The organism is Aliiroseovarius zhejiangensis (assembly GCF_014656375.1).
In the GTDB taxonomy this organism is placed as follows: Bacteria; Pseudomonadota; Alphaproteobacteria; order Rhodobacterales; family Rhodobacteraceae; genus Aliiroseovarius; species Aliiroseovarius zhejiangensis.
In genome coordinates this window covers 79,217-91,091 of the sequence record NZ_BNCH01000009.1, presented here as the reverse complement: position 1 = coordinate 91,091, position 11,875 = coordinate 79,217, and the positions used below count along the sequence as shown (strand labels likewise).

At 59.1% G+C, this 11,875-nt stretch carries 10 protein-coding genes; 2 read left to right on the top strand and 8 right to left on the bottom strand.

Translation table 11 applies throughout. The features are described 5' to 3' along the window. Positions 1-33 precede the first annotated feature (33 nt). Complete coding sequence (locus tag IE188_RS15470; protein ID WP_191287423.1) at positions 34-258, bottom strand: hexameric tyrosine-coordinated heme protein; 225 nt, start codon at positions 256-258, stop codon at positions 34-36. Positions 259-434: 176 nt separating this feature from the next. On the opposite strand from IE188_RS15470, the gene IE188_RS15465 reads away from it, so the two are divergent. Beyond that, positions 435-1,448 (top strand): C-terminal binding protein, encoded by a 1,014-nt coding sequence (locus tag IE188_RS15465; RefSeq protein WP_191287422.1) that lies wholly within the window; start codon positions 435-437, stop codon positions 1,446-1,448. 8 nt (positions 1,449-1,456) lie between these two features. Here the strand turns inward: IE188_RS15465 and IE188_RS15460 are convergent, their stop codons facing one another. The 5 genes from IE188_RS15460 to IE188_RS15440 all read right to left on the bottom strand — a co-directional run bounded on the left by IE188_RS15460 (position 1,457) and on the right by IE188_RS15440 (position 7,639). Continuing rightward, entirely contained in the window at positions 1,457-2,296 is an 840-nt protein-coding gene (locus IE188_RS15460; RefSeq protein ID WP_191287421.1) for a DMT family transporter, read from the bottom strand. Then, complete coding sequence (gene pbfA / locus IE188_RS15455; protein ID WP_191287420.1) at positions 2,293-3,648, bottom strand: (R)-1-hydroxy-2-aminoethylphosphonate ammonia-lyase; 1,356 nt, start codon at positions 3,646-3,648, stop codon at positions 2,293-2,295. Before pbfA ends, IE188_RS15460 begins: the two co-directional genes overlap by 4 nt. Before the next feature lie 75 nt (positions 3,649-3,723). Next, positions 3,724-5,172, bottom strand: coding sequence for a phosphonoacetaldehyde dehydrogenase (gene phnY / locus IE188_RS15450; RefSeq protein ID WP_191287419.1), 1,449 nt, complete (start codon positions 5,170-5,172; stop codon positions 3,724-3,726). A gap of 16 nt (positions 5,173-5,188) precedes the next feature. Beyond that, positions 5,189-6,433, bottom strand: coding sequence for a phosphonoacetate hydrolase (gene phnA, locus IE188_RS15445; RefSeq protein WP_191287418.1), 1,245 nt, complete (start codon positions 6,431-6,433; stop codon positions 5,189-5,191). Positions 6,434-6,451: 18 nt separating this feature from the next. After that, positions 6,452-7,639 (bottom strand): 2-aminoethylphosphonate--pyruvate transaminase, encoded by a 1,188-nt coding sequence (locus tag IE188_RS15440; RefSeq protein ID WP_191287417.1) that lies wholly within the window; start codon positions 7,637-7,639, stop codon positions 6,452-6,454. A gap of 120 nt (positions 7,640-7,759) precedes the next feature. Between IE188_RS15440 and IE188_RS15435 the strand changes: the two genes are divergently transcribed. Next, positions 7,760-8,659, top strand: coding sequence for a LysR substrate-binding domain-containing protein (locus IE188_RS15435; protein WP_191287416.1), 900 nt, complete (start codon positions 7,760-7,762; stop codon positions 8,657-8,659). A gap of 16 nt (positions 8,660-8,675) precedes the next feature. Here the strand turns inward: IE188_RS15435 and IE188_RS15430 are convergent, their stop codons facing one another. Together IE188_RS15430 and IE188_RS15425 are read right to left on the bottom strand one after the other, a co-directional pair. Next, positions 8,676-10,694 carry a putative 2-aminoethylphosphonate ABC transporter permease subunit gene (locus IE188_RS15430; protein WP_191287415.1) on the bottom strand — a complete coding sequence of 673 codons (2,019 nt, stop codon included), beginning with the start codon at positions 10,692-10,694 and terminating at the stop codon, positions 8,676-8,678. Continuing rightward, positions 10,694-11,809, bottom strand: a complete 1,116-nt coding sequence (locus IE188_RS15425) for a putative 2-aminoethylphosphonate ABC transporter ATP-binding protein (protein WP_229836921.1) — start codon at positions 11,807-11,809, stop codon at positions 10,694-10,696. The genes IE188_RS15430 and IE188_RS15425 overlap by 1 nt, the downstream gene beginning before the upstream one ends. Positions 11,810-11,875: the final 66 nt, after the last annotated feature.

The following is an 11,875-nucleotide window of genomic DNA, read 5'->3' as shown; positions in this document are numbered from 1 at the left end:
CCGGGCGGCGGGTCTGCGGGCCGCGAGCTTCGATCAGCGCCAGTAACTGTTGGCCGCCGCGACGGTGGCAAAATGGGTGGCGACCACCTGGCTGACCGCGATCAGCGCGTCCGCGTCCTCGGCGTATTCTGGGCGCATCCGGCTGCGGGCATCATCATCGGGTTGGGTCATCTTGACCGCAACGCGCGACAGCTTGACGGCCAGTTCATAGCCTTGTTCCGGTGTTTCGGTGATCAACGAGGGAAGCCAGGATGACATGACGTTTTCCTTTCAGGGTTTGCGCGTTTCCCGCACAGTGTGTGACCACCGCATGAAGGATGCAACACCCCTGCGCCCGGACAAAGCCAACACGATAACATTGGCATCCCACACGGATCGGACCTAGGTTTCGGCAAGGCTTGCAACACATCGGACACCCACAGATCGGACACACCATGAAAATCGTGCGCACGGATTGCGAACTTCGGACCCCGAAACTCGACGCCGCACTGGTGTCTGCCGGACACGATCTGGTGCTGCTGCCGGACGGGGTGAGCGAGGAGGATCTGCTTGATGCCACACACGAAGCCGATCTGATCCTGATGTGCTATACCCCCATCACCCGGCGAGTGATTGACAACGCACCCCGACTGAAAGGCATCGTCAAATACGGTGTCGGGATTGACGCCATCGACATTCCCGCCGCCATTGAAGCAGGCGTGCCTGTGGTCAACGTGCCGGAATATGCGGAAGAAACAGTGGCAGAAGGAGCCTTTGCCCTTTTGATCGCGCTGGCCAAGAAACTGACCGCGCTGAACACGCATATGACGGCTGAGGGTTGGGCCTGGCCTGAACCGACATGGTTGGGATCAGACATTGCGGGCAAGACCGTGGGCATCATCGGGCTGGGCAAGATCGGGCGCAGCATGGCGCGGATGGCCGGACTGGGATTTCGCGCGAATGTCATCGCCTACAGCCCGCATACATCCGCCGAGGAAATGGCCGCTCTGGGAGTCACCAAGGTGGAACACCTGCACGACCTAATGGCGCAAAGCGATTTCGTCACCATCCACGCGGTCCTGAATGACGACACGCGCGGTATGATTGGCGAGGCGGAATTGCAGGCGATGAAGCCATCCGCCTTCCTGATCAATGTCTCGCGCGGCGCGATTGTGGACGAGTCGGCCCTTGTCCGCGCGATCCGCGAAGGCTGGATCGCAGGCGCCGGGCTGGACGTGTTCAGTCAGGAACCCCTGACCCGCACCGGCCACCCGATGAGTGAATTGTTTGACCACCCGAACGTGATCCTGTCTCCGCATCTGACCTTCTATACCGAGGACGCGATGCAGCGATTGGAAGATGAAACGCTGGAACGCTGTTTCGAGGTGCTGGAGGGGCGCGATGTCTTGGTCAAATCCCACGACCCACGTTTGAGAGCTCAGGTCAAAGGTGTGGCATTCACCGATTAGGGCGCAGATCAGCGGCCCAATCCGATGCAAATGATCCCGGCCCCGACGGCGACGGCCGACAAAAGCCGCCGTGCCCGCGGGCCCTCGCCAAACCAAATCACACCAATCAGGGCGGCGAAGATGACCGACGTTTCCCGCAACGCCGACACGATGCCAAGCGGCGCGATGGTCTTGGCATAAAGGACCAGCGCATAGGCAGTGCCGGACACGACACCCCCCATGAACCCGATCAGAAGTGTTCGCGGCGATTGCGCGCGCAGACGGTCCATCCGGCCGGGAAACAGAAACAGTACGATCAGTATTTTCGACAGGAACAGCCAACCGATATAGCGCAGCGCGTGACCCGAGGCTCGCACGCCAAGCCCGTCGACCAGTGTATAGGCCACGACCGTGGCACCGATCGCCAAGGCGGCCAACAGTGCGTTTCTGGACATGGTGGCTCCAAACGCACCCTGCGCCAGAAACATGATCCCTGCCGAAACACTGAAGACGCCGATCCATGCCTGAATGGGCAACGACTCACCCACCCAGAATTGCGCGCCAAGGGCGACAAGAACCGGCGCGAAACCGCGCGCCACGGGATAGATGAAGCTCAGGTCGCCCAACCGGTATGCGACGTTCAGCAGGTAGAAATACAGCCAGTGGATCGCGATGGATGCGACCATGAAAGGCCATGCTGACGGGTCCGGGACGGGCACGAAACCGATGAAGGTCAGGGCAAAAGCCACATGACCCAAGGCTATCATGCCCAGCATGATCACCCGATCCCCCGCCCCTTTCACCAACGCGTTCCACAGCGCGTGCAGAAACGCGGCTGAGAGGACGATCGAAGCGACCTGGGCGGTCATACCGTGTCTTTGATGGCCGTCACCACGATGTCTAGCGCACGGTCCAAATCGTCACGCGCGATGGTCAGCGGCGGGGACAGGGTCAACACGCAGCCTTGACTGATCTTGTAGCTCAACCCAGCCTCCAGACAGGCGTAGTAGATCCGCTCGGCTCGCGCGTTGCCGGGGGTTTTAAGGGCGCGGTCTTCGACGATTTCGACCCCGAACATCAGGCCGCGACCGCGAATGTCTCCGACCGTTGGAACATCTTGCAGTCGATCCCCAAGCACCTGCATCGCGTGGGTGCCAAGCTCGGCGGAGCGTTCGACCAACCCCTCTTCTTCGATGATTTCAATGGTGGTCAGGGCGGCGCGGGACGTGACCGGGTTCTTCTCGTGCGTGTAATGCCCGATGGCGAAATCGCCGCTGACATCCAGCTCTTTCCGGGCCACGCAGGCTGCAATGGGAAGGATACCCCCACCCAGCGCTTTTCCCATGGTGACGATGTCAGGAATAATTTCGTCATGCTCGAACGCAAACATTTTGCCGGTCTTGCCCAGTCCGGTCGGGATTTCATCCATGATCAGAAGCGCGCCGTGACGATTGCAGGCCTCGCGCACGGATTTCCAGAAACCGGGGGGCGGAACATACGGCACCGCACGCATGGGTTCGGCGATCACGGCGGCCACATCGCCTTCACGTTCCAGCACATATTCGACCATTTTGGCGCAGGCCAATCCACAAGTGTCCGGGCTTTCGTGATTATAAGGGCAGCGATAGCAGGCAAAGGGTGCGACATGTTCGGTGCCGGACAGAAGCGGACCCGCGATATGGCTGCGGAACGTCGCCTCGCCCCCCACACTGGCAGCCCCCATCCCGGCCCCGTGAAACGCATCCCAGAACGAAATCGTCTTGAACCGACCCGTCGCCGCGCGGGCGATCTTCAACGCAACCTCGTTCGCGTCTGAGCCGCCGGTGGTGAACAGCACCTTGCCCAGATCACCGGGTGCGATCGCAGCCAACTTCTCAGCCAGTTCGACAGCGGGATCGTTGGTGAAGCGACGCGGGGCGAAGGGAAGGTCGTCCAACTGGGCCTTGATTGCAGCGATCAATTTGGGGTGGCCATAGCCGATATGATGGACCGAGTTTCCATGGAAATCCATGTACTTACGCCCGTCCATATCCTCGATCCAAATGCCGTCTGCCTTGGCTATGGTGCTAACACAGGGGCTGGACAGGCTTTGATGCATGAACGCAGCGGCGTCGCGTTTCAGCAGAGGTTCGGATTTCGGGCCAATGGATTTTTTCAGCCACGCCCGCCGCGCCTCTGACGTGTTGGATTCGCCTTCGGTGTGAACGATCTTGGTGGTCATGACGCCTCGAACGGAAAAGGCGAGACCCGGCAACCGGGCCTCGCAGTCAGGGAGGGGAACAGGACGTGGCGCATCCTAATTTGGCCAGGGGAGCGAATAGGTTTTCACGTTGGTAAAGAACTTCATTGCTTCGGTAACGCCTTCCTTGACGGCGTTTCCACTGTCCTTGATACCGCCGAAGGGCGAGGTTTCGATCCGGTATCCCGGCTGTTCCCAGATGTTGCAGGTGCCCACATCCAGCCCGTTGATATAGGCAATCGCGCGGTTCAGATCGTTGGTGCAGACGCCCGAGGACAGACCGAACTGGGTCGCGTTCGAGATCGCCATGACCGCGTCATCATCATCCGGCACCCGCACGATCGGGATGATCGGGCCGAAGGTTTCTTCCATCACCAATTCGCTGTCATGGGGGACGTGGTCCACAACAATCGGCGGCAGAAGCGCGCCGTCTCGTCCGGGGTGATACAGGATCTTGGCGCCGTCTTTTTCGGCCATGAGCACACGTTTTTCGAACAATTCGGCAGCTTGCGCGTGGATCACGCAACCCAGCTCCGTTTCCGGGTCCTGAGGATCACCAAACTTGATCTTCTTGGCCTTCTCAAGCACCAGGGGAACGAACCTGTCCGCGACACTTTCCTGAACCAGAATACGCTTGATCGCGGTGCATCGCTGACCGGAGTTGCCGGTCGCACCCGCCACCGCAATGGTCGCAGCCTTGTCCAGATCGGCGTCATCCAGGTCGTTGCAGATGATCAGGGGATCGTTGCCGCCAAGCTCCAACGCTTGCCGCTTGTAAGACGCCTTCCCGGCGATCATCTTGCCCACCGGCACGCCACCGGTGAAGGTGATGATGTCGATATTGTCATTGACGATCATCTCTTCCCCGATGTCCTGCGGCCAGCCTGTGACCACCTGAAACATCTCGGGCGGCAAGCCCGCTTCGTACAGGATATCCGCCAATGCGATTGCGGTCAGCGGCGTCAGTTCTGTGGGCTTGCACACCATGCAATTGTTGGTCGCAATGGAGGGTGCGATCTTGTGGCTGACCATGTTCAGCGGATGGTTGAACGGCGTGATCGCGCTGATCGCCCGCACCGGCTCGCGCTTGGTGAAAATCTTGCGCTCTTTCCCGTTGTGGGTCAGGTCGCACGAGAAAATTTCGCCATCGTCATTCAACGCCTGCGCGGCGGCGAACTGGTACACGTCCTGTGCACGCTTGGTTTCGTAGATCGCGTGCTGGTGGCAGATGCCAAGCTCCAGCACCAGCCACTTGGCCAGAAACTCGCGCCGTTCACCAATCAGCTCTCCTGCGCGTTGCAGAATTTGCGACCGTTCATAGCGCGACAGCTTGGGTGTGTAATTCGCGGCAATCTCGAACGCACGGCGCGCATGTTCGGCTTTGCCCGCAGGCACGGTGCCGATCACCTCGTCGGTATAGGGGTATTTCACCTCGACCACATCGTCGGTGAACACGACCTCACCGCCGATGCGCATCCCTTCGTGACGGATGTCGTCCTTGTTCATTACGGTATCCTTCATGTCAAAGCGCCGCGGCCTGAGTGGCATAGAAGAACGCGTCGAAATTGCGCAGCACGGGGCGTTCCGGCAGGGGCAGAACGCGGTTGCAGATGAACGGCACCTCTTGCTCGGTCAACCCGCCATGGCTGCGCAGGGGTTCGTTCAGCGCGGCCAGATCGTGGCGGTGCTCGGACGTGCCGATGCAGATGTTCTCGCCCGACACCAACACGATGTCACCGATCCGGTCGGCGGGCAATTCAAAGCGGGCAACCGCTTCGGCGTTGGTCAGAACATCGGTGATCCCGTCAGTGGCGCGCAGCTTGGCGATGATGTCTTCCTGATTGGCACCATCGGGCAGGTAAGCTGTCGCAAACGAGCCAAGCGCGCCGTGGTGCACCACGTAAGGGTCGGTGATTGGCAGGATCAGACGCGCCGCAGCCTCGCCCAGCCATTCATCCAGCAAGTCCTGCACATAGACGACCGAGGGCGAACCATCCGCGTGGTGCTTGGGCTTCATACCGTGATCGGCGGTCACAACGATGGCGGCACCCATCGCGTCCATTTCGGTCAGGTATTTGTCGAACATCTCGTAAAACGCTTTCGCCTCGGCCTGATCCGGGGCGTATTTGTGCTGCACATAGTCCGTGGTGGTCAGATACATCACGTCCGGTTTCCATTCCCGCAAAAGCTTGACGCCGGCGGCAAAGACGAATTCGGACAGTTCGGCGGAATAAACCTCGGGCTGCGCCATGCCCAGCCATTTGCTGGCGGCGTCCTGACCATGTTCAGCCTGGGTCGAGGTGTCGGATTTCTCGGCCGAAAAGCACTTGGCGCGGTCATCGTCAAACGTCAGACCTGCCCCCAGAAGCGCGCGCAGCTTGTCCTTTGCCGTCACCACGGCAACGCGGGCACCAGCGTCATGAAATGCCTTGAACACCGTCGGCGCGCGCAGGAAGCGCACGTCGTTCATCATCACCTCTTCCCCGGTTTCCGGCTCATAAAGGTAGTTGCCGCAGATCCCGTGCACCACCGGCGGGCGCCCGGTGGCAATCGACAGGTTGTTGGGGTTGGTGAAGGACGGGATCACCGAATGCGCCAGCCGGTCCGTGCCTTCGGCCCGCATCCGTTTCAAGGTCGGCATCAACCCATCGGCAATGGCCTTGTCCAGATAGTCCGGCTCGCACCCATCAAGGCAAATCGCAATCGCACAGGTTTTCGGAGCAGGATAGGCGCGCCCGTTCGCAACGACGGGGGATTGAATGGTCATTAGGTCTTTCCTTCGTATTCAGGCGGCCAGCTTGGCGCGTTCTTCAAGTGCGATGGCAGGGGGCGCCGCGTTCTGAACGCCCATCTCATCCAGTGTTTCTTTGGCGGCGGTCACGACCTGCCGCATGACGTGTTCGTCCATCTGACCGATGCAACCCACGCGGAAACTGTCCACAACGGTCAGTTTGCCGGGATAGATGATGAAACCTTTGTCTTTCATAAGCTCATAGAAGCGATCAAAGACGAAGTTTTCATCTGCCGGGCAGAAAAACGTGACGATGATCGGTGACAGCCAGCGATCTTTCAGCAGGGTTTCAAACCCAAGCTCTCGCATACCGTCAACCATGACATCACGGTTACAGGTGTAGCGTCCGCCGCGCCCGGCAACGCCGCCTTCGGCGTCGTGCCCGCGCAACGCCTCAAGAAAGGCCGCAACCACATGGGTGGGTGGAGTAAACCGCCATTGCCCGGTCTTGTTCATATGCGCCCATTGTGCATGGACATCCAGGCTCAGCGAGTGGCTGTTGCCTTTTGCGGCTTCAAGCTCGGACTTGCGCGCGATGATGAAACCAAAGCCCGGCACGCCTTCGATACATTTGTTGGCCGAGGATACCATCGCTTCATAGCGGATATCCGCGACCTTCAAATCAATCGCGCCAAAGGCAGACATCGAGTCGATCAGAAGCTTGCGCCCGGCGGCATAAACAGCCTCGGAAATCTCTTCGACCGGGTTCAGGATGCCGGAACTGGTTTCGCAGTGAATTGCAACGACATGGGTGATCGCCGGATCGTCGGTCAGGATCTGCGCCACCTCGTCGCCACGCGGCGGCAGGTAATCACCCTTGTTCAGCACGATATGATCACGCCCAAGATACTCCAACGTCTGCGCCGATCGCATCCCATAGGCACCATTTGCCAGCACCAAGGCCTTGCCATCGCGTGGAATGAACGACGCCAGCATCGCCTCGACCGAGAACGTTCCGCTGCCCTGCATCGGTACGCAGTCGAAATCATCGGAGCCGTCACCCAACAGCGCCAGAAGGCGCTGGCGCATCTCGCGGGTCATGGCGCGGAAATCATCATCCCAGCTGCCCCAATCGCGCAGCATCGCCTCTTTCACGGCATATGACGTGGTCAAGGGACCGGGGGTCAGAAGGTACGGCTCGCCCAAACGCGGCGGTTCGATTTTGAGGTTTGCGGCGGTCATGTCTTGTCTCCGAAAAGGGGAACGCAAGAACAGCATTGCAGCAGTTTGACCTATATGTGAAATTGCAATTAACGATCAAAGCATAAGATCTTCTTATACAATGGACTAACCGGAAAACCCATGCGCCACAGCCAGTTAAAAGCCTTTCACCATGTCGCCCTTCTGGGTGGTTTTTCCCGTGCCGCCGAAGCACTTTACCTGACCCAGCCCGCCATCTCGGAACAGGTGAAAAAGCTGGAGCAGGATCACGACACACTTCTGTTTCACCGCGAACGCAAGCGTGTGCGGCTGACCGAGGAGGGCGCGCAACTTTTCCTTTACACCAAGCAGTATTTCGAGATCGAGCAGCAGATCGAAGACTACATGTCCGCGACCAGTGCTGCGATTGACGGTGAGCTGCGCATCATCGCCGACAGCGCCCATCACATCACCCACTTCCTTGGCGATTTCCGCAAACGATATCCCGATATCTCAGTCACATTGCGCACGGGCAACACCGAGGAGATTCTGGAAGACCTGCGCGCCTATAACGCCGAGATCGGCATCGTCGGCAGCCTGACCCCCGGCAACGACATGGAAGCTCTGAACCTTAGCACCACAAAGATCACAGCCTTTGCCGCACGCGGGTCGTCACTGGCCAAACGGCGGTCGCTCAGCCTGCAAGACCTGGCAGACCTGCCGCTGATCTTTCGCGAACAGGGCTCAAAGACCCGCCAGAAGCTGGAAGAACGCGCAAAGAAAAAGGGGCTGACACTGACCCCCGCCATCGTGGCCGAAGGGCGCGAAGCGGTGCGCGAGGTCGTGGCTTCGGGCGCCGGGATCGGGTTCGTTTCGCTGGCCGAATACGGGCATGACGACCGGCTGGTGCAGATTCAGCTTGTCGACGCGGATATCGAGATGAGCGAGACCTTGGTGCATCTGGCGCAACGGCGCGATGTCAAAGTGATCCGCGCCTTCATGGAGTTCGCGCGAAATGCCCAGCAAGAAAAAAGCGCCGGGGGGCTGGCCGGCGCTTCTTGATCTTCTCAGCGGGTGATCAGCGTGTCCGCCACGCCTGCGTGCGCATCAGCACACCCTTGGATACAATCAGGTGAATGATCCGCGCCGCCGCGTTGGTGTAGAAGATCATCATTCCCATCGCTGCCGCAGGGGCAATATCCCCAGCGTCATCCATGTTCAGCACCGCAATCGACGCCAGCGATGTCTTGGGCGAATACAGGAACACCACCGCTGACACCGTCGTCATCGCGTTCACGAACAGATAGATCGAGATGTCCAGGATCGACGGCAGGCACACCGGCACGGTCACCCGGCTGAAGAGTTTCATCGTGGGTTGCTTCAAGGATGCCGACACCGATTCAAACTCGCGATCCATCTGTTTCAACGCGGTGACCGCGGTCAGGTGCGACACCGTATAGAAGTGTGTCACCGAACAGATGACCAAAATCGCCATGGTGCCATAGATCGCATTCAACGGGTTGGACGGGTTGTTGAAAAAGAAGATGTAGGCCAGACCCAGCACCATTCCCGGAATGGCCATGGGCAGCATCGCAAACATCTGGAACAACGCGCGGCCGGTTTTGAAACCCTTGGTCTTTTCGACCAGATAGGCGCCGAAGAACACGATGGCCGTCCCGAACACTGCCGTCAGCAGACCCAGTTTGATCGAATTGTAGTAAGACCCCCAGCCGCCGCCATCCATCTTGTCGAACTGGTAGTTGTTCAGGCTCAGGCTCAAGTCATAGGGCCAGAACTTGATCAATGCCGCGAATTGGCAGACTGCCAGAATGCCAACAATAAACAGGCCCACCAATGTGCAATAGATGAACGACAATGTGTCAGTGCGCTTGTTGGGTTGGGGTTGATAAGGCACGGAGCGGGCGGAAAGAAGCGCCACCTGTTTCGACTGCACCAACCGGTCGATGGCAAAGGCGAAAATCGCGGGGATCACAAGCACCACGGACACCACCGCGCCCATCTCGAAATTCTGCTGGCCGATCACCTGTTTATAGATGTCCACGGCCAACACGTTGAACTGACCGCCAATGACTTTCGGCAGGCCGAAATCGGTGATGACAAGGTTGAACACCACAAACGCCGCCGAGATCAGGCCATAGCGCGCGCCGGGAATTGTGACGGTCCAGAAGGTGCGCCAGCGGGTGGCGCGCAGGCTTGCCGCCGCTTCGTAGAGCCGTGCATCCGAAATCGCCAGCGCGGTCGATATGATGATGAACGCATGCGGGAAGGTGAAGAAAATCGACCCGATGACGATCCCGATCGGGCCATAGATGCTGGCCCCAAACAGAAGCTCTTTGATCATGCCCTGATTGCCGAACAGATAGACCAGCGCGATGCCGGGCAACAGCGACGGCACAAGAATGGGCGCCATGGCGATCAGTCGAAACACGCCCTTGAAACGCATACAACTGCGGCTCAGCGCATAGGCGAACCAGAACGCCAGTGTCACGGTCACGATGGTGCTGACCACCGCGATCCAAAGCGAGTTCTTGATCGAGTTGAACAGCGCAGGCGTTGAGAAATAGTTGACGAAATTGTCGAACCCGGTCGATTTCACCGGCCGCAACTGCACCCGGCGGAAGGTGTTGCTGTCCAGCGTCACCCAATCGGTGCCGTCCTGCAGCGTGGAGCCGACCAGAAAGCGACCCTGATCGCTTGTGTTCCGGATCTGGTACATGACCGGACTGCGGAAACTGAAATCCGGGAAAAACCCAGTTACGCCGATGCGGCCATCCGATCCGGTGCTCAGTTCAGCCTCGTCAATCACACCGGTTTGCGCATTCAGCTCAGCGCCATTCAACACCGTGCCATCGAACACGCCGTTTTCGTCGCTGACCTGAAACTCATATTGCGACAGGTCGAAGCGGAAGGTCGAAAAGGATTTCGACAGCATCGCATACAGCGGAAAGGCAAGGGTGACGACAAGGTAGAGGGCAATCACCAGCATCCCGCCGCGCATCATGATATCATCGCGGCTGAGCTTGCCTTTTACGACCGGGCCGTCCGGCAGGTTCGCATAGTCGGTGACGTCGGCCATCAGATTGCCTCCGGGCGGTCAAAGGCCATCAGGCGGTCGGTTGGCAGTTCGATAACCATCTTGCGGCCTTCTCCCAATCCCAACCGGCGGACCGCGTTGATCGAAAAGTCGGCAATCAATTCGGACTGGCCGAACCTTTCATTCTGCAGACGGCAACGCCAGAACGATCCCAGGAACTCCATCTCGTTCAGCAGAACGTCGATGCAGTTCCGGTTCGGATCCTCTGATGTATAGCCATCTTCGTGCGGGATGATGTCCTCGGGGCGAATGGCGGCGATGACGGCGGTGCCGTCAGGGAACGGGTGCGGATGGCAGGCAAAGGTTTTTTCCCCGACGCTGAGACGTCCGCCCTTGGCCACCATGGATTCAATCTGATTCATCTCGCCGATGAAATCGGCGACAAACAGATTTGCCGGTTCGCGATAAACCTCGGTGGGTGAGCCGACCTGTTCGATCACACCATGGTTCATCACAACGATCCGGTCGGCCATCGCCAGGGCCTCTTCCTGATCATGCGTCACCATCACGGTGGTCACCCCCAGCTTGCGCTGAAGCTCCTTGATCTCGTGACGCAGATGTACGCGCACTTTGGCGTCCAGCGCCGAAAGCGGTTCATCCAGAAGCAGCAGGCCGGGCTTGGTGGCAATCGCGCGGGCCAGTGCGATCCGCTGCTGTTGGCCGCCGGACAGTTGCGCGGGGTATTTCGAACCTTGGTCCGGCAGGCCAACCAGATCCAGCAACTCGCTGACACGCACGGCGATTTCGGATTTGCTGCGGCCCGTGTTTTCAAGCCCAAAAGCAATGTTCTTTTCAATCGTCAGGTTGGGAAACAGCGCATAGGACTGAAACACGATGCCGAAATCCCGCTCGGACGGCGGCAGGTTCGACACATCCCGACCATCCTGCATCACCGTCCCCTTGGTTTGCAGATCAAGACCCGCAATCGCCCTGAGCAAGGTGGTCTTGCCGCAGCCAGACGGGCCAAGGAAGCAGACGAACTCACCATCGTTGATGTCCAGCGAGATGTCTTTCAGCGCAAGAAAGCTGCCGAAGGCTTTCCACAGCTTGTCGATGCTGAGATAGGTTTTCTGACCGATAGCGGTGTCTTGAATCACGGGCTTTTCCTTACATGTTCCGTCGGCTCACGGCCTGTTCAAACCGGGCGCGGCCGGGAAAATCTC